Consider the following 18,610-nt stretch of genomic DNA (forward strand, 5'->3'; position numbering starts at 1 on the left):
CCCATCAGAACACCGGCGAGCGTGGAGCTCCTACAGATACAGCCCCGCGTCGACGCCCCCGCGCGGCTCCGGCAGGGCCGTGGGGGACGTGCCCCGGCGCAGCGCGTAGAGCTCCGCCAGCGTCGCGCCCTCGCGGCCCACGCCGTCCTCGTGGCCCAGCCAGTTCACCGCCTCGGAACGGGTCAGCGGACCGACCTCGATCCGGGCGAGGCAGCGGCCGGGCCGGACCACGGCGGGGTGCAGGCGCTCCAGGTCCTCGTTGGTCGTGACGCCGACCAGGACGTTGCGGCCCTGGCCGAGCAGTCCGTCCGTCAGGTTCAGCAGCCTCGACAGCGCCTGGCCCGCCGTGTGCTTGGCCTCACCGCGGATCAGCTCGTCGCAGTCCTCCAGGAGCAGCAGCCGCCAGCGGCCCTTGCCCGTCGCGTCCTCCTCGCCGATGGCGATGTCCATGAGATACCCGACGTCGGAGAAGAGCCGCTCGGGGTCCAGGACGCAGTCCACCTGGCACCAGTCGCGCCAGGAACGGGCCAGCGTCCGCAGCGCCGACGTCTTGCCGGTGCCCGGCGGGCCGTGCAGCAGCAGCAGGCGGCCCGCGATGTCCTCGGGGGTCGTCTTCATCAGGCGGTCCATGGCGTCCGCCACCGGCGCGGTGTAGTTGGGCCGGACCTCGTCCCAGGTGCCCGCCGCGATCTGGCGGGTGGTGCGGTGCGGGCCGCGGCGCGGGGAGACGTACCAGAAGCCCATCGTGACGTTCTCCGGCTGCGGTTCGGGCTCGTCCGCCGCGCCGTCCGTGGCCTGGTCGAGGACCTTCTTCGCGAGTTCCTCGCTGGTGGCCGTCACCGTGACGTCGGCGCCCCGGTTCCAGCGGGAGACCAGCAGCGTCCAGCCGTCGCCCTCGGCGAGGGTCGCGCTGCGGTCGTCGTCCCTGGCGACGCGCAGCACCCGGGCGCCGGCCGGCATCAGCGTCGCCCCGGACCGCACGCGGTCGATGTTCACCGCGTGGGAGTACGGCTGCTCGCCCGTCGCGAAGCGGCCGAGGAACAGCGCGTCGACGACGTCGGACGGGGAGTCGGAGTCGTCGACGTTGAGCCGGATCGGCAGTGCCTCGTGCGGGTTTCCAGACATGCCGCCATGATCCGGCACGGGGAGGCCGCGTGCACCCGGTTTCCCGGTGCACGCGGCATGTTGCCCCTGCGCAGGTCAGCCCCCGGAGCGGGCGACCAGCCCGCGCGCCCGCCGGGCCCTGCGCACCAGGGCGTACCCCCGGGTGAGGGCACGGTCCCCGGCGAACGTACGGGCGATCGCGCGGCCCTCGATCACCCGCTCGAACTCCTCGATACCCGTGCTGCGGCGCACCGTCACCCGCCGCAGCGCGTACGGCCCCTGCGCGCGACGCGCGAGGCCGTTGCCGACGGCAAGGGCCTGGGCGTAACCCGTCTCGCGCACCGCCTGCCGGACCCGGCGGCTGGAGTAGCCGTAGGGGTAGGCGAACGAGGCCGGTACGGTACCCAGTTGGTCCGAGATGATCTCCTTGCAGTGGATCAGCTCGAACCGCAGCGTGGCCTCGGAGACCTGGTCGAGCTGCGGGTGGCTGTGGCTGTGCCCGCCGATCTCGACACCCCCCGCCGCGAGTTCGCGGACCTGGTCCCAGTCCAGCATGGTGTCCAGGCCGCCCCCGGTGTCGTACGGCCCCCTGAGCCACCCGGTCGAGACGAACAGGGTGGCCAGGAAGCCGTGCTTGGCGAGCGCGGGGAGGGCGTGCCGGTGCACGCCCTCGTAGCCGTCGTCGAAGGTGATGAGGACCGGCCGCTCCGGCAGCGCGCGGCCGGAGCGCCAGTACGCGGCAAGTCCGGCCGTGGTGACGGGCCTCAGGCCCCGGTCGGCGAGCACCGCCATCTGCTCGGCGAACGCCTCCGGGGTGACCGACAGGGCCCGGGTCGCGTCGTTCGGGTCGGTCGCGACCGCGTGGTACATGAGGATCGGCACGCGGGCGTCGCTCACGGACTCGCCCCTTCCCTGGCCGCTTCCTCGGCCGGTACGCGCGACGGTCCCGCACCCGGGGCCGCCGCCTTCACCTCGGGCACCGAGAACGCGGTTCCGCCGCGGCGCGCCCGGATGCTGCCGACGACGTAACCGCCCGCCGCCGTCAGCACCCCGGCCACGATCGCGCCGGCCCGTCCCGCACCGCCCGGCCGGGCCAGCAGGGCGTCCCGCAGTCCCCGGGCCACCCCGGCCGGCAGGACCCGGGTGGCGTACCGGCGTTCGGACTCCAGGCCCTTCTCCGCGCCGACGCTCCGGGCGACCAGGGCCTTGGACAGGCCCTCCGCGTAGGTGCGCGTGCGGAAATAGCGGAAGTGCTCGCGGACCTCGGGCACCCGGTGGTGGATCACCGCCCGGTCGTCGATCAGTAGCACCGCGTCGGGCCGGGCGCGGCTGAGGCGGATGCACAGTTCCGTCTCCTCGCAGCCCAGCGGGCGTTTGTCGCCGTCCCGGCCGATGCCGGTGGCGAAGCCGCCCGCCGCGTCGAAGGCGCTGCGGCGGAACGAGGCGTTGCCGCCGAGCACGTTGCGCACCCGGGCCCGGCCGCGCGGCAGGCCCCGGTACGTGCAGCCCACCACCCAGTCGAACTCCTCCGGGAACCAGTCCGGCCGCCGCCCCGACGCCCACACCGGCACCGTACGCCCGCCGACCGCCATCACCCGGGGGTCGCCGTACGCCTCCGCGAAGTGCCGCAGCCAGTCGCGCTCGGCCACGGCGTCGTCGTCGAGGAAGGCCACGATCTCGCCGCGCGCGGCGGCGATGCCGGTGTTGCGGCCCGCGGACAGACCGCGGGGGCCCGCGTTGGCGAGCACCCGCACCACAGCGCCGTCGGAGGACTCCTTGTACTCCTTGGCGAGCCGCTCCCGGAGCGTCTCGTTGTGATCGACGACCAGCAGCGTCTCCAGGGCCGGCCACGACTGCGCGCGGACCGAGGAGACCGCGGCGAGGATGTCCTCCCAGCGGTCCTCGGTGTACGCGCAGATCACGACGGAGATGCCGGGACCGCTCAAGACACCTCTCCCCGCATCGCGTCCAGCATCGGCGACCGGGGTGAACGGCGGCGCAGGGCACGGCGGTTGGAGCGCTCCTGCAGGATCACCTTCAGGACGCGCAGTCCGTCCCGCACGGCCCGCAGATTGCTGGTGCCGTGAATGCGCAGGTACTCGTGGCTCGGGATCTCCTGCACCTTGAGCCCGGCCTTGACGACCCGGATGTTCATCAGCGTCTCGACCTCGAAGCCGGTGCAGTCGAGGTCGATCTTGTCGAGGCAGTGGCGCCAGAACGCGTTGTAGCCGTAGCAGAGGTCGGTGTAGCGGGCGCCGAACTTGCGGTTGACGACCGTGCACAGCGCCCAGTTGCCGAGCTTGCGTATGAAGGTCATGTCGTCGGTGCCGCCGCCGTTGGCGAAGCGGGAGCCCTTGGCGAAGTCCGCGCCGGAGACCAGGGCGGAGACGTACGACAGGATCTCCCCGCCGTCCGCCGAGCCGTCCGCGTCGACCATCACGATGATGTCGCCGGTGCAGGCCTGGAACCCGGTGATCAGGGCGTCGCCCTTGCCCTTGCCGCGCTGCTCGACGACCTTCACCTCGGGCCACAGCTCGCGGGCCACCTCGACGGTGTTGTCGGTGGAGTTGCCGTCGACCAGGACCACTTCGTGGACCCAGCCGGGCAGGGACTTGAAGACGTACGGAAGGTTCTCCGCCTCGTTCATCGCCGGGATGACCACGCTCACCGGCGGCGCTATCGCCAGGTGCGAGGAGACGGGCCGGTACTTTCCGGCGGTCGGCGGATACGGGTCCGTCGCGGCCGGCTGCAGAACTGAGCTCATGAGTCTGGTCCCTCTCGTCCGGTGGACCGCCCCCCCAGGGCAGTCCGGATCCAGTCCGGTTCGAAAGGGGGGTTCTCACCCGTGGCACGCCGAGTTGGAGCTTCGGGCACGCCGGGTGAGCTGGCAAAGCTGGCCGGCCGCGAAAATGGCAGCCGACCGCGCGGCACGGCCCGGAGACAGTTGCGATCACCGGGCACGGCACCCCCCTACCGCGCCCCGCGCCGGTTCGTCGCGGTCCTTGAGCCCTCCCCTGGAGCCGCGTACTGACGGACCGATGCGGGTGAGATGTATGACGGTATTGACGATTGAACCCGTATGGCAAGACCTGGAACGGCCTCTCACGTTTTTGTTGGTTTGGTCGTTGTTGCAGGTGTCTTGTGCGACGCAAGTTGCCCGTTCCCTTCGCATAAACATGCGTTCCCCGGAGGCGATCAGGGCCTTCGGGGAACGCGTGTTCAGATGCTGGATCGTGCAGTGACCGGCGCCCGCACCAGTCGCCGTCGACCGCGTCGTAGCCGTGTGAGGCACGGCCGCTGATCTGCTGGTGGGTGATGCGCACACCGGTGTCGATCACATAGACCGTCACACCGCTGCCCGCACTGTCCGGGTGGGTGTAGGTGCCGGAGAGCGGGAGCACGGCCTGGTCGATGCGGTCCAGGCCCCAGGGGGCGCTGGTCTGAGTGGCGGCGAGCGTGAGACGAGCCCCTTGCCCGCGGCCGAGGACGCCTTCAGGTCGACGCTCTTCTTGAGCGTGACGAGGTAGCTGTCCTTGACCGCCGTCGGGGAGTCCGCGGCCGGCACCCGGCCCTCGGCGGGAGCGGCCTGGGCGGGGAGGGGGGTGAGCCCGCCCACGAGGGCGGCGGTCGCCAGCGAGGTGAGTGCGGCCAACCCGAGTCTCTTGCTGCGCAGTGATGCCGTTACGAGGGAGTCCTCCTGGGCGCGCGCCTGGGTGGGGCGCGCGTCATGTGGGGGATGTACGCGCAACAAGGGGAGGTGGGTGCGTAACACGACCCCCTGTGAACGAGCCGTGTGCATTCACCGGGAGGCCGAAAAGACTTGGCATGGACACTTCCTGTCAACACGCGTAGCTGCTACGACGGTTATGGCAGAGATCCTGCTAAAGGGAGGTTCCATGAGACGTTCCCGATTTGTCGTCCTCGTGAGCTCGCTCCTCCTCGCCGTCGGCACCGCCCTCACCGGGGCTGCGACGGCGCAGGCGTCCTCACTCGCCGCAACTGGCGGCTACGTGGCGCTCGGTGACTCCTACTCCTCCGGAGTCGGAGCCGGCAGCTACATCAGTTCCAGCGGCAACTGCAAGCGCAGCACCAAGGCCTACCCCTACCTCTGGGCCGCCGCCCACTCACCCTCGACCTTCGACTTCACGGCCTGCTCGGGCGCCCGAACGGGTGATGTTCTGGCGAGTCAGCTCGCCCCGCTCAGCGCCTCCACCGCCCTCGTCTCGATCAGCGTCGGCGGCAACGACGCCGGATTCGCCGACGTCATGACGACCTGTGTGACCCAGTCCGACAGCGCCTGCGTCTCCCGCATCAACTCCGCCCGGGCGTACGTCGACTCCACGCTGCCCGGCAAGCTCGACGGCGTGTACTCGGCCATCCGCTCCAAGGCCGCCACCGCCCGGGTCGTCGTCCTCGGCTACCCCCGCTTCTACAAGCTCGGCGCCACCTGCCTCGGCATGTCCGAGACCAAGCGCAAGGCCATCAACGACGCCTCCGACCACCTCAACACCGCCATCGCCAAGCGCGCCGCCGACCACGGCTTCGCCTTCGGCGACGTACGCACCACCTTCACCGGCCACGAGATCTGCTCCGGCGACTCCTGGCTGCACAGCGTCAACTGGCTCAACATCGGTGAGTCGTACCACCCGAAGGCACCCGGCCAGTCGGGCGGCTACCTGCCGGTGCTCAACAACAACGACTGACCGCTCAGCCGGAGTCCGAGTCCGTTTCGGAGCCCGAGCCGGAAGGAGAGGGGGAGGCCCCGCCCGTCGGGGTCTCCGTCTCACACGTCACCGAGAACGGCACCGACTCGGACGTCGTCCGCACCGGCTCCCGCACCTCGACGCTGATCTCGTTCTCGAACGTCCCGGTCTCCGCCTCGGTCGTCACCCGCACCGTGTCCTGCTTCGCACGGCCGCCGCCCGCCGGGTACGACAGCGTCTTCCAGCCCCCGTCGAGCACTTGGCCGTCCTGCGTCACCCAGCGGTAGCTCACCTCGGCCGGCAGCCGCCCCACGGTGAGTGTCGCCGTGAACTCGGGCGCCTGGGCGTTCGGCGGCGGACAGGTGCCCGAGTAGTCCGTGCGCCGGCCCTGAAGGGCGATACGCACCGACTGCGGCGGCGGCGGACTGCTCTCCTTCGTCTCGCTCGGGGTCGGTGACGGGCTGGACTTCTCGGTCCCGGTGTTCTGCGGCGGGCTCTTGGTCGCGGTGGGCGTACCGTTCCCGGCGCCCTGGTCGTTGTCGCCGGAACCGTCCCCGTCGTTCAGCAGCGCGTACGTCAGCCCGCCCACGGCGAGCGCCAGCGCGATCACGCCCGCGACCAGCACCTGACCGGCCCTGCGATCCCCGTCCCGGCCGGTCGCCGTCGTGGTGGCGGTCGACCCGGACGCCGCCGGCCGGCCCGGGAACGGCATCGGGGGCGTGGGAGCGGGCTCGGGGTGGCCCGCGACCGTCGGCGGGAACGCAACCGCCCGCGTGTCCGCGCGCGGCGATCCCCCCGCGGCGACGACCCGCAGATCCTGCTCGGCCCGTTCGGGCGGCAGCCGCTGCTCCGGATCCTTGCGCAGCAGCCCCTCGATCACCGGGGCGAGCGGACCCGCCCGGTACGGCGGCGGCAGCTCCTCGTCGACGATCGCCCGCAGCGTGCTCAGCGGGGTGTCGTGACGGAAGGGGGAGTGGCCCTCGACCGCCGCGTACAGCAGCACCCCGAGCGACCACAGGTCGGACTCCGGGCCCGGCGTACGGCCCAGCGCCCGCTCCGGGGCGAGGAACTCCGGCGAGCCGATGACCTCCCCGGTCATGGTCAGCGCCGAGCTGCCCTCGACCATGGCGATGCCGAAGTCGGTGAGCACGATCCGGCCGTCGTTCGAGATCAGCACGTTGGCCGGCTTCACGTCGCGGTGCAGCACCCCGGCCTCGTGCGCGGACCGCAGCGCGGCCAGCACCTCGGCGCCGATGTGCGCGGCGCGCTGCGGTGCCATCGGGCCCTCGGCGTCCAGGACCTCGGCCAGGGAGAGGCCGCGGACCAGTTCCATGACGATCCACGGCCGGCCGTCGTCCGTCGCCACGTCGTACACCGTCACCACGTTGCGGTTGGCGACCCGGGCCGCCGCCCAAGCCTCCCGCTCCAGCCGCGCGTACATCCGCTGCACGTCGTCGCCCGCCAGGCCGGACGGGGCGCGCACCTCCTTGACGGCGACCTCGCGGTGCAGCACCTCGTCGCGGGCGCGCCACACCGTCCCCATGCCGCCCTCGCCGAGCGGTGCCAGGAGCCGGTAGCGGCCCGCGATCACACGCTCATGGCCCGGTTCTTCGAACACGGCGCCCCCATTCGCAGCCGGGCGAAATCTCCATGGGGTGTGTTTTCCCCATGAGGTCGGTTTTCCTCACGACGTCCGCTTTTCTCCTGACGTCCGATGCCTCACGAACGTAGCTCAGCCGAGTGCGGATGCCGCCCCCTTGAACACCAGTCCGGCACCGAGAACCACCACGGCGAAGGCCGAGCCGAGGGGAGCGGTCCGGCGCACCAGGGCCGCCATGGGGCCCGCCGTCCAGCGGGGGCGCCGGTCCAGGAGCCGGGTCATGCCGCTGCCCGCCTTGACGACGGCGTACCCGGCGGCCGTGAGGGTGAGCGCCAGCCCGACGCCGTACGCGACGACGAGCAGCAGGCCGAACCAGGCCTGCCCGAGGGCCGCGGCGCCGACCAGCACCACCACGGCGGACGGGCTGGGCACGAGCCCGCCCGCGAAGCCCATGAGGATCGTGCCGCGGAGGGTGGGAGCGACGGGGTGGCTGTGGGTGAAACCGCCGTGGGTGTGCTCGATCGTGTGGGGGTGGGAGGGGGAGTGGGGGTGATCGTGCGGGTGGTCGTGGTCGTGGTCGTGGTCGTGATGGTGGTCGTGCGCGTGGTCGTGGTCGTGGTCGTGCGCGTGGTCGTGGTGGTGACCGTCGTGGCCGTGGTGGTGGTCGTCGTGGTCGTGGGTGTGGGCCCCGTGGCCGTGATGACGGCCGTGCGGGTGGGTGTGCGCGCGGTGGCGCAGGGCGCGGCGGACCAGGCTCGCGCCCGCCAGGGTCACCAGGAGGCCGCTGGCGACACCGAGCCAGGCGATCACCGAGGGCGCCGCCGCCGAACCGGCCGTGACCAGCAGGCCCAGGGCGACCACGCCCAGGGTGTGCGTGACGGTCACCGAGGCGGCCATGGGCAGGACGTCCTTCATCCGGGCCTGGCCACCCCGGGCCGCCGCCGTCGCGGCCATGATCGTCTTGCCGTGCCCGGGGGCGAGCGCGTGCATCGCACCCAGGACGACGGCGATGAGGAGAGCCAGCGCGGCGAAGCCGGCGGAGAGGTCCTGCCGGGCCACCAGGTCGTCCAACGCGCGCGTCCAGCGGTCCGCGCCGCGCGGGAGCACGGAGGCCGCGGGGGCGTCCGACTCCCCCTCGGCCAGGGCGGCACCACCGGGGCGCACCCGCAGGGCGGCCGACGCGGTGTCGGCCGGGGAGGAGAGCAACTCCTCGGGGTAGCTGGTCAGTTCGTCCGATATCGACTTCTCCGGCACGTCCGACGCGGCGAGCGTCATACGGTCGCCGCGCGCGGTGATCTCCCGCCAGCCCGGGCCGCCGGAGGCACCCGCCCCGCGAAAGCCGAGAGCCACGGTCTGCTCGCCCGACGGGAGCGGAGCGGTCAGTTCGCACTCCACGCGAAGGGTGTCGAGTCCCGCCTGCCCGGGCCGCACGCGCGCCTGGCTGCGCTCGGCGGTGAGGGCGACCCCGCGTCCGTCGACGGTCGCCCTGCTGTCCGCGGCGGCCGTGGCGCAGCGCTCGCGGGCCCACATGTCGATGCCCAGCCGCTCGATGTCCGGACCCGCCTGGGTCGCCGGGATCTCGGCGAGGTCCTCGACATGGTGGACCCGGAGCTCACCGGGGGCGGCGACCAGGCCGTCGTAGCGGTTGACGGTGAAGTTGCCCAGCGGGTGGGCGCTCGCCGTGGCGGCGGGCAGCAGGGTGAGCGCGCAGGCGGCCGTGAGGACGGCGGCGCCGGACGCGAACAGCCGGCGCAGGGTCACCGGTTGCCCTCCAGGTCCTTGAGTGCGGTGCGGGCCTCGCGCGCGCCGAGGGGCGAGAAGCCGGGGTTCAGGTCCAGCGCGGCCTTCAGATGTGCGCGGGCCTCGTCCTGGTCGCCGGTGGCGCGTTCGATGACGCCGCGGTGGTAGAGGAAGGCGGCGTTCTGGTAGCCGGTGGCGGTGGCCCGGCGGGCGTACGGCAGGGCTTCCTCGTCGCGGCCGTTGACGTGCAGGGCCCAGGCGAGGGCGTCGGCGGTGTGCACGCTCTCGCGGCGGTCCCACTCGGCGCGGGCGGCGCGCAGGGCTTCCTTCTTGTCGCCGTGGTCGGCTGCGGCCATGGCCGAGTCGAGGTCGGCGTTCACGCCGCCCGCGCGGGCGAGGGCCGTCCAGGCGTCGACGAGGGCGTACTGGTCGCCGGCCTTCGCCCGGTCGCCGTCGGCGCCGCGGTCCTCGTACAGCTCGCCGAGGGCGACGAGCGGGCCGGGCAGCGGGAACCGGGCCACGACCTGCTCCAGCCCCGTCACGGCGGCGGCCCTGTCACCGCTCGCGGCCTGGGCGCGGGCACGGCCCTCCAGGGCGGGCAGGTACGTGTCGTCGGCGGCGAGGGCACGGGCGTAGTGGCCCAGGGCGCTCTTGTAGTCGCCCTGATTCCAGGCGAGTTGCCCGAGGGCGGTGGCGACGTACGCGACGTCGGCGGGGGCGTTCGCGGAACCCAGGGCGCGTTCCAGCACCTCACGCGCCGTGCGGACGTCGCCGCGCAGTTCGCGCACGTACGCGTACCGCGTGAAGACGGGCACGCCCGGGCGTCTGTCGTCGGCGGTCTCCGCGGCCTTCGCCGCGTCGTCGTACCGGCCGAGTTCGACGAGGGCGTCGACACGGGTGCACAGGGCGCGTTCGTTGTAGGGGTTCTGCTTCAGGGCCCGGCCGGCGTAGGTGAGGGCGCCGGGGAAGTCGTGCCGGGCGGCGGCGAGGGCGGCCTGTCCGGCCAGGGCCTGGTCGTTGCCGGGCTCCAGGCCGAGGGACCGCTTCAGGGCGCGCTCGGCCTGCGGATACCGGGAGGGGTCGCCCTTCGTGCGGGCCTGCTCGACGTAGGCGACCCCGAGGGTGGCCCAGCCGCCGAAGTCCCTCGGCTGGGCGCGAAGATGCTTCTGCAGGGACGCGATCCCCGCGTCGAGGTCCCCCCGGGCGAGATCACCGGGCGACAACGCCCCGGCCGCCGACACGGAGCCGACGCCGGGCCCGCGGTCCTGCACGCCCCCGACCGCGACGGCCCCACCGGTCACCGCGACCGCCAGCAGCACGGCACACCCGGCCAGATGCAGGGCCCGCCACCGCCGTCCCCCGTCGGCGGCCCGCCGCATCGCGGCGACCCGCTGACCGGCACCCGGGCCGTCGTCGTCGGAGCAGGCGCCGGACGTGCCGCCGTCACCGGTGCCGTCGCGGTCCTCGGCGAGCGCCGAGAGGCCGGGCCGGTTCCCACCACGGGACTCCTCCCGGTCCTCTCCCTCGCCGGTTCCGGTGCGGGAGGTGCCGGTCCGGGGCCCGTCGTCTGTCCGGGGCCCGTCCCCGCCCGCCTCCGTGGGGGCGGTGTCCGTAGGCGAGTCGGCTTCGCCGACAGCCGAACCACCGAGCCGCTCCTCGGGCTCCGGGTCCGTCGACGGCGCTCGGTCGTCGTCGCGCCTCTCCGGCGTGCTGTCGGTCGTACGCGGAGGCATGACCTCTCCTCGTTCGGATGTGCTGGTGCGGGACTCGGCGGCGCGGCCCGCGCCGTGGGGGACGGGGAAACGGGCCGCGCCAGTCGGTGGGAGCGGAGCGGGTCAGTACGCCCGGTTCCGCATGCGGCGCCACCACATCAGGGCCGCGCCGATCAGGACGATGCCGCCCGCCCCCGCCCCTGCGGACGCGGCGATCAGGCGCATGTCGTCCGAGCCCTGCGCACCGGCCGGCTGGAGCGCGTCGCCCAGCTGGCTGCGGACGTCGTTGCCGCCGTCCACGCCCTTGGCGAGCGGGCCGCGCGAGCCCTCGGTCGGGTTGGCCAGGTAGGGGAAGGACTTGCCGAACTTCTTGTCGTTCTTGTCGACCGCGTCGCCGAGGTCGTTCTTCGCGCCCAGCAGCTCACCCTCGACGACCTGGAGCGACGCGTCGATCACGTCGTCGGTGAGGCGACGGCCGTTCGGGAAGCCCGCGTTGTCACCGTCCAGGACGCCCAGCCGCTTGGGCTTGGCGGCCGGTTTGATGGACGTGTTGAGCCGCAGCTGCTCCGACGGCGTCACGTGCGGCGGCTGGTTGAGGTCCTTGACGCCCTTGAGGAAGACGTCGACCAGGTCGTTGCGCGGCTCGGCGGGCGCCGGGATCTTGTAGATCGCCTCGATGAGCTTGGGCAGCTCCGGGTTGGTGACGTTCTCCAGGAACTGGGCGTCGTCCCGCGGCGCGGACGCGTTGAACGTGTCCTTGTCCTTCAGCGGGTTGACGACCTCGTTCACCAGCGGGTTGCCGAGGCGCGAGACCTGCCTGAAGTGGCCCTGGGCGTTCTTGCGCTGCGTCGTGGACCAGATGCCGACGATCGGCTGGTCGTGCGACTCGGTGAGGAAGCTGCTGGGCACCTGCAGGGCGATCGAGTTGACGTTGTAGCCCTTGAGCGTGTCGTTGCCGACCTCGGAGAGGTTCCCGCCGTACAGCAGGTCGAAGACGCGCAGGTCCAGGAAGAACGGGTCGTCGGCCTGCCCGGCGAACGTCTGGGCGCCCCCGGCGAGCTTGTGCACCGCCTGCTCGCGCAGGGTGTCGTAGTCCGGCATCGACGCCTTGCCGACGTTCGACGGCGCCACCGGCACGTCGTCGGCGACCTTGGTCTTCGACACCGCCTTCAGGTCGCGCAGCTTGATCAGCTCGAGGTCGTACGTCTGCGTGATGTTGAGGTCGGGGTCGTCGAGGCTCTCGACCGGACCCGTGTTGTACAGGAACGTCTTGTCGTTCTTCGTGTGCGTCTTGAACGTGTACCGGAAGAGCAGGTCCTCCTTCGCGTCACCGTCGCTGTCGATGCGCAGGTCGTACTGCGCGTCCTCGGCGAACGTGAAGAAGTTCGGCCCGCCGGCCGGTTCCTCGAACGGGATCCAGTTCGCGATGATGGTCGTCGTGTCCGGCTTGTCCGGGCTGACGAACGCGTACACGTCGGTGTTGTCGTACTGCGGTGTCCCCGAGATCAGCGGGGCCTCGCGGTGGCTGGAGGCGGAGGCCTCCTCGGGTTCCAGCGCGGTCACACCGGCGGCTGCGAGCCCGCCGGCGGCCAGCGCGCCACAGATCACGGTCGCGATGCTCGTGCGTCCCGCACCGGTCCTGGAGATAGGTGTCATGCCGTCCGTCCTCCGTGCCAACTTGCCTGACACACGCCATTCGGAGCGGTCGGCGAAGCGGATTGGTCGAATCTCAAACGTTCTTACGGCGGGCGGGGAAAGTTGTTTCATCGTGAGGCGACCCGCGTTTTCGGCGCGCTGATCCGTAACCCCTTCCGGAGGTGTGTGCGTTGCGAATGCCTCGTGCGAGGGGACAGGCCAGGTGCGGCCTCGGAGAGGGGGACCGAGTGGAGGCGGACGAGCTGCTGCTGCTCGTGGCAGGGGGGAACCAGCAGGCCTTTGAGGAGTTGTACGGACTGGTGTCCGGCCCCGTGTTCGGTCTCGTACGGCGTGTGGTGCGCGACCCCGCCCAGTCGGAGGAGGTGGCTCAGGAAGTGTTGCTCGAACTGTGGCGGTCCGCGGCGAAGTTCGACCCGGGCCGGGGCAGCGCGATGTCGTGGATCCTCACCCTCGCCCACCGTCGCGCCGTCGACCGGGTGCGCAGCGCGCGGGCGGCCGGCGAGCGCGAGCAGCGCGAGGCGCTCCGCGCGAACCAGACCGCCTTCGACCAGGTCACCGAGGAGGTCGAGGCCGGCCTCGAACGAGAATGGGTGCGGCGCTGCCTGGACCGGCTCACGGTCCTGCAGCGCCAGTCGGTCACCCTCGCCTACTACGAGGGCTACACGTACCGTGAGGTGGCCGAGCAGCTGTCCCTGCCACTGGGCACCGTCAAGACCCGGATGCGGGACGGGCTGACCCGTATGCGCGAGTGCCTGGGAGGTGTGGCATGAGCCTCTTCCGCCGCGAGGATCTGCACTCGCTCGCCGCGCCCTACGCGCTCGACGCCCTGGAGCCGCCGGAGCGGGTCCGCTTCGAGAAACATCTGAGGGACTGCGACCGCTGCGCCGCCGAGGTGCGCGCCCTGGGCGAGGACGCCGTCCGGCTGGCCTGGTCCACGGCGGCCCCGCCCCCGGCCGCGATGCGCGACCGGGTCATGCTCGCCGTACGGACGACTCCGCAGGACCCGCCACCGCAGGGTGCGGCGCGCGAGCCGGCCCGGGCGCGTGCCACGCAGTTGCCGCCGCACGTGTGGGGCGCCCAGCCGCCGCCCCGGCAGCGGCAACGGCGCCGGATCCCGCTGTTCGTGCCCTTCGCCACGGTCACCGCAGCCGCGGCCCTCGTCGTCGCGTCGCTGTTCGCCGTGCAGGCGGACCGGGCCCAGGACCAGCTGGCGGCCGAGCAAGATCGGTCACGTGAGATCGCCCACGTTCTGGCAGCTCCGGACGCCCGTGCGGGCCGTGGCCGGGACGAGCGGGGCCGCACCATCGGAGTGGTCGCCTCCGCCACGGAGGGGAGTGCGGTGGTCACCCTCGGCGGATACGGCGCCCCGTCGGGCGGCCGCGTGCACCAGTTGTGGCTCATGCGCCCGGCCGCGCAACCACGCTCCCTCGGGCTCTTCGAGGGCGACACGCCCCTGGTCGCGACGGGTCTGGGCGCCTCGGCGACGTCACTGGCCGTGACCGTCGAACCCGCCGGGGGATCGCCGCAGCCCACTACCCAGCCGATCGTCCAACTCGCCCTGAAATCTGTTGGATTCGGAGAGTAATCGGAGATACATCGTCAACCCCCTTATGGGGAAGGTGAATCCTGTGACCGCGATACACGAGTGCCCGGACGGGGCGATAGGGTTAACCTGCCCGGGCCGGGTGGACTCGTACGGGTGGGGAGTGACATGGATCAGATAACAGTGCGCAGCAGGGCCAGGGTCCCTGCGATCACCTGCGGGAGCGGCGCGACCAGTTCGCGCCTCGACCGCCACCTCTCGGTGCTGGGCGGCCCCGCCGTCCCCCAGCGGGAGACGGTCGAGGCGACCTCGCTGATGCGGGAACTGACCGCGCGTCAGCCGCACGACCGCAGTGGCAGGGGTGCGCGCGTGCGTCGCGTCTCGCTCTTCGCGCCGCTGCGCCGGCTGCGCCGCTCGCTCTTCGGCAGCAGGTAGGGGCCCGCGCTCGGGCGGTCGACACCGCCCCTGGCGACAGCGCTGCGACACCCGTCGTCCGTCATCCCCGCGGCACGCAGCGGCGCCAGGTGTGTTCCCGAGCGCGGCACGCCCCCTGTCGGTGCCTCATCCCCGCCCGGCAGTGACCGGGGGCGACGTCCGCGGCTGCGGCCGCCCGTTCACCGCTCCGCGTGCGCGTACTGGCGCACGGCCAGCGGCACGAACACCCCGAGCAGCACGGCGCACCACAGGAACGACCCCGCGACGGGGTGGGCCACCGGCCAGGCCGCCTCGTCGGGCACCGGCGCGATGGGGGCCCCTCCCTGCTCGAGCGAAGCCGAGAGCCCGGCGGAGAAGAGGTCCCGCAGGGCCGTCGCCACCGCGCTGATCGGATTCCACTCGGCGACCGTCCGCAGCCAGTCCGGCAGCCCGCTCGTCGGGATGTAGGCGCTGGACAGCAGCGGCAGCAGGAACGTCGCACCGCCCAGCTGACCGGCCGCCTCCTCGTTACGGGTGAGCAGGCCGAGGTAGATCCCGGCCCACGTGCACGCGAAGCGGAACAGCATCAGCAGCGCGAACGCTCCCGCCGCTTCGAGCGGGCTGCCCTCGACCCGCCAGCCCACGGCGAGGCCCACCAGCAGGAACGGCACGGTCCCGGCGGCCGTGGCCACCACGTCCGCCGCCGCCTGCCCCAGCGGTACGGCCGCCCGGCTCATCGGCAGCGTACGGAACCGGTTCGTCACGCCCCGGTGCGTGTCCTGGGCCGCCTGGAACATGCCGGTCATGATCCCGCCCGCGGCGGTCGCCGCCAGCAGGCCCGGCACGAGGAACGACCGGTACGCCTCGCCCGGCACCGCCAGCGCGCTGCCGAAGACATAGCCGAAGAACAGCAGCATGCTGATCGGCATCGTCTGGGTGAGGATCAGCAGTCCCGGGTTGTTCCGCAGCCGCAGCAGCTGGCGGCCCAGCATCGCGGTCCCGTCGTACGCCGGCATGCTCACGCGGCACGCTCCTTCACGTCGGTCGTCTCGGTCGTGGTCTCCGTCAGACGCAGGAACACGTCGTCGAGGGTCGGCGGGCGCAGGCTCACGTCGAGCAGTGCCACGCCCGCCGTGTCCAGGGCGCGCACCAGCAGCGGGATCGTGAGTGCCGGGTCCCTGCTGACCGCGCCCACGGCATTGCGTTCGTGGTCGAACGACGGCTGCGCGCCCGTCAGCCGGTCGAGCACGCCCGCGGCCTTCGCGAGCACGTCCGCGTCCGGTACGACGACCTCGGCGTGTGCCCCGATCAGGGACTTGAGCTGCGCCGGGGTCCCGGTGTGCGCGACCCGGCCGCGGTCCACCAGGGCGATGTCGTCGGCCAGTCGGTCGGCCTCCTCCAGGTACTGCGTGGTGAGCAGCACGGTCGTGCCCTCGGCGGCCAGGTCGCGCACCACGTTCCAGATGAGGGTGCGGCTGACCGGGTCGAGGCCGGTCGTCGGCTCGTCCAGGAACAGCACGTCGGGACGGCGGATCAGGCTCGCCGCGAGGTCCAGGCGGCGGCGCATGCCGCCGGAGTAGGTGGACGCGGGGCGGTCGGCGGCCTCGGTCAGGCTGAAGCGGTCGAGGAGTTCCGCGGTCCGGCCGGCCGGGCCGCGCACCCGGTGCAGCCGGCCGAACAACCGGAGGTTCTGGCGTCCGGTGAGGTCCCCGTCGATCGAGATGTCCTGCCCGGTGACACCGATCCGGCTGCGGACGGCCGCGGCCTCGCGGACCAGGTCGTGCCCCGCGACCCTGGCGGATCCCGCGTCCGGCCGCAGCAGCGTCGTCAGCAGCCGTACGGCCGTCGTCTTGCCCGCCCCGTTGAGCCCCAGGATCCCGCAGACCGTCCCCTCGGCGACCGCGAGGTCCAGCCCGCGCAGGGCGCGGACGTCCCCGAACCGCTTCTCCAGACCTTCACTAAGTACAGCGTACGTAGAAGTCATGGCAGGACCATAGCGCACTACGTACGCTGTACGTAACTAGGATGGTGACCGAGGTGATGACCGATGGCGGGCCGAGCGGCCGTACCCGAAGTGATCTGGGCGCGCCCCGAGCGCACCGGCCGTGGGCCCAAACCGGCGTTCACCCGCGCCGACATCGCGGCGGCGGCGGTGCGGATCGCCGACGCGGAGGGGCTGGACGGCGTCACCATGCGGCACGTCGCCGCGGAGCTGGGCTGCGGCACGATGTCGCTGTACAACTACGTCCCCCGCAAGGAGGACCTGTACGAGCTGATGATCGACGCCATCGGTGCCGAGCACGAGCTGTTCGAACCCACGGGTGACTGGCGCGCCGACATGCTCCGCAACGCGGAGGAGACGCGCGCCATCATGTACCGCCACACCTGGGTGCCGCGCCTGATGCCGGGCGTGTTCGGCTTCAGCCCCCGCACCCTGCGCTACCTGGAGCACTGCCTGGCCTGCCTCGAACCGCTCGACGTGCCGGCCGGCACGAAGACGGAGCTGATCGCGCTGCTCAACGGCGTCGTGACGACATACGCCGGGAACGAGATCGCGACCGCCGAACGCACCCGCTCCATGCCGTGGTCGGCGGAGGAGGAGAACGCGGTCCGCATGGCCTATCTGGGCAGCCGGATCGCCACCGGCGCGTATCCGCGGCTGGCTGCGGCCTTCATGGAACAGAGCGGGCCGGTCGATCTGGAGGCGGTCTTCCGGCGGGCGCTCGAACGCGTCCTGGACGCCTTCGACCCCGGCCTTCGCTAGTGCCGCGACAGGCAACGTTCGCCCCGTCGTGACGCCCGGCACGCTCCCCCAAGCTCTTCGAGCAGGGGGGACCCCCACTCGCCGCACCGGCCGAAAGCCCGAGTACAACCAGTCCGAGGACTTCCGGCCGGCACGCCGAGAGCACGCACCGGACGCCGCTCCTTGACGGGCAAACGTTGCCTGCCGCGGCACCAGAGAGCGCGACACCGCACGGCACTAGAGGAGCGCCAGTTGCCCCTCGGGGCCCTCCTCGGGCCCCTCCAGCACCGACGCGGGCCGGCGGGCCGCGCCCGGCACCGGGAGGACGCCCGCCTCACGCAGCTCCGCCGACGTGACCGGGTCGGGCGGTTCCGGCTCTTCCAGGGGGCGCAGTTCGGCCAGGAGCGCGAGGACGGTGATCAGCTCCAGCAGCTCCGACGTCCAGGCCTGGGGCCACGTGGCGGGACGGATCGCCGCCAGCGTGCCCGGCTCGGGGACGGCGACGCGGGTCTCGAACCACTGCTGAAGGACACGGACTCCACCCATCTCGAAGTCCCAGGCCTCCGGCGGCACCGGCGAGATGCGGCCCTCGTCCAGGAACAGGGCTTCCTCGTCCCGGTCGTAGTGCAGCGTCACGGGCCGGGAGGGCAGCGGAGCGCGGACGTAGGGGCGGCGGCCGCCGGGGAGCTTGGGGCGTTCGCCGTCGCGGCGCATCAGCCACAGCATCCGGTGGCCCAGCTCGAGGCCCCGCTCCCACTCGCCGGCGTCCCCGGTGAGCGGGACGGTGAGGTCCGGGCGGGCCGTGGCCGTGATCCAGGCGAGTACGTCCAGCGGCGCCGGGTCGCTGCCCAGACGGGTGCCGAGGTGCTCCAGCAGGCCCGGGGCCAGGTTCGGCTCGCGGCCGCCCGGGCGGCGGAACAGCGGACGTACGCGGCCGGGGCGGAGGAGCGGGAGCAGTGAGGTGACGAGCAGGGGCGGGGTGGCCTCGGGCGCCTCCACCACGAAGACCTGCCGTTCGTCCGCCACCCGCCACAACTCCGGGCGCGCCGCGTCGATCAGCCGCTGGTCGGGGATCAGCCACTGCTCGTCATAGGGCGCGAGCAGGACGCGCTCCGGCTCCGGGCAGGGCCCCGAGGCGCGTGTCAGCTTCTCCGTGCCGCTGCCGCTCCGGCCGGGCAGCTGACCGACCGCTGTGTGCAACGTACGCGAGCGGGTCGGCTCGAACAGGGCCTCGCGGTCGGGCCCCTCGGCCTTCACCAAGGCGTCCCAGCGTGCCTTCAGGGACGCCGCGTCGGGCGCCGCCGGCCAGCCCCGGCCGAGCCGCGGCGGTGCGACGGACCACGGCATGAGGTCCGCCAGCGGCGGAGCGTCGTCGTGCGTCACGCTCGGCATCGT

16 protein-coding genes and 1 pseudogene are annotated in these 18,610 nt (G+C 72.6%); 5 read left to right on the plus strand and 12 right to left on the minus strand.

Annotated elements, in window-relative coordinates:
* Positions 1-30: 30 nt before the first annotated feature.
* The 5 genes and pseudogenes from ACFU3E_RS20315 to ACFU3E_RS20335 all read right to left on the minus strand — a co-directional run.
* Positions 31-1,125: a DUF5925 domain-containing protein gene (locus tag ACFU3E_RS20315; RefSeq protein ID WP_384159786.1), complete on the minus strand. Its 1,095-nt coding sequence runs from the start codon at positions 1,123-1,125 to the stop codon at positions 31-33.
* A 75-nt stretch (positions 1,126-1,200) separates the two neighbouring features.
* Positions 1,201-2,001, minus strand: a complete 801-nt coding sequence (locus ACFU3E_RS20320; RefSeq protein WP_384159789.1) for a polysaccharide deacetylase family protein — start codon at positions 1,999-2,001, stop codon at positions 1,201-1,203.
* Complete coding sequence (locus ACFU3E_RS20325; RefSeq protein WP_384159962.1) at positions 1,998-3,050, minus strand: glycosyltransferase family 2 protein; 1,053 nt, start codon at positions 3,048-3,050, stop codon at positions 1,998-2,000. The genes ACFU3E_RS20320 and ACFU3E_RS20325 overlap by 4 nt, the downstream gene beginning before the upstream one ends.
* A complete protein-coding gene (locus ACFU3E_RS20330; RefSeq protein WP_384159792.1) occupies positions 3,047-3,868 on the minus strand; it encodes a glycosyltransferase family 2 protein in 822 nt (273 codons plus the stop codon). Before ACFU3E_RS20330 ends, ACFU3E_RS20325 begins: the two co-directional genes overlap by 4 nt.
* Positions 3,869-4,361: 493 nt before the next feature.
* Positions 4,362-4,777: pseudogene (locus tag ACFU3E_RS20335) on the minus strand (S8 family peptidase); the annotation flags it as partial.
* 223 nt (positions 4,778-5,000) lie between these two features.
* Between ACFU3E_RS20335 and ACFU3E_RS20340 the strand changes: the two are divergent.
* Positions 5,001-5,807: an SGNH/GDSL hydrolase family protein gene (locus ACFU3E_RS20340; protein ID WP_384159795.1), complete on the plus strand. Its 807-nt coding sequence runs from the start codon at positions 5,001-5,003 to the stop codon at positions 5,805-5,807.
* A gap of 4 nt (positions 5,808-5,811) precedes the next feature.
* Here the strand turns inward: ACFU3E_RS20340 and ACFU3E_RS20345 are convergent, their stop codons facing one another.
* From ACFU3E_RS20345 to ACFU3E_RS20360, 4 genes are all read right to left on the minus strand, one after another.
* The gene (locus ACFU3E_RS20345; RefSeq protein ID WP_384159798.1) at positions 5,812-7,425 is read right to left on the minus strand and encodes a serine/threonine-protein kinase; all 1,614 of its coding nucleotides are present in this window, start codon (positions 7,423-7,425) and stop codon (positions 5,812-5,814) included.
* A gap of 114 nt (positions 7,426-7,539) precedes the next feature.
* A complete protein-coding gene (locus ACFU3E_RS20350; RefSeq protein WP_384159801.1) occupies positions 7,540-9,168 on the minus strand; it encodes a nickel transporter in 1,629 nt (542 codons plus the stop codon).
* A complete protein-coding gene (locus ACFU3E_RS20355; RefSeq protein WP_384159804.1) occupies positions 9,165-10,880 on the minus strand; it encodes a tetratricopeptide repeat protein in 1,716 nt (571 codons plus the stop codon). Before ACFU3E_RS20355 ends, ACFU3E_RS20350 begins: the two co-directional genes overlap by 4 nt.
* A gap of 102 nt (positions 10,881-10,982) precedes the next feature.
* On the minus strand, positions 10,983-12,515 hold the full coding sequence (locus ACFU3E_RS20360; RefSeq protein ID WP_384159807.1) for a DUF4331 domain-containing protein: 1,533 nt from the start codon (positions 12,513-12,515) through the stop codon (positions 10,983-10,985).
* Between the two features lie 227 nt (positions 12,516-12,742).
* Between ACFU3E_RS20360 and ACFU3E_RS20365 the strand changes: the two genes are divergently transcribed.
* The 3 genes from ACFU3E_RS20365 to ACFU3E_RS20375 all read left to right on the plus strand — a co-directional run bounded on the left by ACFU3E_RS20365 (position 12,743) and on the right by ACFU3E_RS20375 (position 14,493).
* Complete coding sequence (locus ACFU3E_RS20365; RefSeq protein ID WP_384159810.1) at positions 12,743-13,285, plus strand: sigma-70 family RNA polymerase sigma factor; 543 nt, start codon at positions 12,743-12,745, stop codon at positions 13,283-13,285.
* The gene (locus ACFU3E_RS20370; protein WP_384159813.1) at positions 13,282-14,100 is read left to right on the plus strand and encodes an anti-sigma factor domain-containing protein; all 819 of its coding nucleotides are present in this window, start codon (positions 13,282-13,284) and stop codon (positions 14,098-14,100) included. The genes ACFU3E_RS20365 and ACFU3E_RS20370 overlap by 4 nt, the downstream gene beginning before the upstream one ends.
* A 126-nt stretch (positions 14,101-14,226) precedes the next feature.
* The gene (locus ACFU3E_RS20375) at positions 14,227-14,493 is read left to right on the plus strand and encodes a hypothetical protein (protein WP_356660354.1); all 267 of its coding nucleotides are present in this window, start codon (positions 14,227-14,229) and stop codon (positions 14,491-14,493) included.
* Positions 14,494-14,672: 179 nt separating this feature from the next.
* Here ACFU3E_RS20375 and ACFU3E_RS20380 read toward each other — a convergent pair whose 3' ends face one another.
* Entirely contained in the window at positions 14,673-15,494 is an 822-nt protein-coding gene (locus ACFU3E_RS20380; protein ID WP_384159817.1) for an ABC transporter permease, read from the minus strand.
* Positions 15,491-16,456: an ATP-binding cassette domain-containing protein gene (locus ACFU3E_RS20385; protein WP_384159820.1), complete on the minus strand. Its 966-nt coding sequence runs from the start codon at positions 16,454-16,456 to the stop codon at positions 15,491-15,493. Before ACFU3E_RS20385 ends, ACFU3E_RS20380 begins: the two co-directional genes overlap by 4 nt.
* 63 nt (positions 16,457-16,519) lie before the next feature.
* On the opposite strand from ACFU3E_RS20385, the gene ACFU3E_RS20390 reads away from it, so the two are divergent.
* Positions 16,520-17,236 (plus strand): TetR/AcrR family transcriptional regulator, encoded by a 717-nt coding sequence (locus tag ACFU3E_RS20390; RefSeq protein WP_384159823.1) that lies wholly within the window; start codon positions 16,520-16,522, stop codon positions 17,234-17,236.
* A gap of 216 nt (positions 17,237-17,452) precedes the next feature.
* Here ACFU3E_RS20390 and ACFU3E_RS20395 read toward each other — a convergent pair whose 3' ends face one another.
* Positions 17,453-18,607, minus strand: coding sequence for a type ISP restriction/modification enzyme (locus ACFU3E_RS20395; RefSeq protein WP_384159826.1), 1,155 nt, complete (start codon positions 18,605-18,607; stop codon positions 17,453-17,455).
* Between the last annotated feature and the right edge of the window lie 3 nt (positions 18,608-18,610).

Origin of the sequence: Streptomyces sp. NPDC057424, from assembly GCF_042803315.1 — a bacterium.
GTDB lineage: Bacteria > Actinomycetota > Actinomycetes > Streptomycetales > Streptomycetaceae > Streptomyces.

Bases quoted from the DNA above. Each gene is read 5' to 3' on its own strand.
- ACFU3E_RS20390 (WP_384159823.1), top strand. From the start codon at position 16,520: ATGGCGGGCCGAGCGGCCGTACCCGAAGTGATCTGGGCGCGCCCCGAG.
- ACFU3E_RS20385 (WP_384159820.1), bottom strand. From the start codon at position 16,456: ATGACTTCTACGTACGCTGTACTTAGTGAAGGTCTGGAGAAGCGGTTC.
- ACFU3E_RS20315 (WP_384159786.1), bottom strand. From the start codon at position 1,125: ATGTCTGGAAACCCGCACGAGGCACTGCCGATCCGGCTCAACGTCGAC.
- ACFU3E_RS20330 (WP_384159792.1), bottom strand. From the start codon at position 3,868: ATGAGCTCAGTTCTGCAGCCGGCCGCGACGGACCCGTATCCGCCGACC.
- ACFU3E_RS20375 (WP_356660354.1), top strand. From the start codon at position 14,227: ATGGATCAGATAACAGTGCGCAGCAGGGCCAGGGTCCCTGCGATCACC.
- ACFU3E_RS20370 (WP_384159813.1), top strand. From the start codon at position 13,282: ATGAGCCTCTTCCGCCGCGAGGATCTGCACTCGCTCGCCGCGCCCTAC.
- ACFU3E_RS20340 (WP_384159795.1), top strand. From the start codon at position 5,001: ATGAGACGTTCCCGATTTGTCGTCCTCGTGAGCTCGCTCCTCCTCGCC.
- ACFU3E_RS20355 (WP_384159804.1), bottom strand. From the start codon at position 10,880: ATGCCTCCGCGTACGACCGACAGCACGCCGGAGAGGCGCGACGACGAC.
- ACFU3E_RS20395 (WP_384159826.1), bottom strand. From the start codon at position 18,607: ATGCCGAGCGTGACGCACGACGACGCTCCGCCGCTGGCGGACCTCATG.
- ACFU3E_RS20360 (WP_384159807.1), bottom strand. From the start codon at position 12,515: ATGACACCTATCTCCAGGACCGGTGCGGGACGCACGAGCATCGCGACC.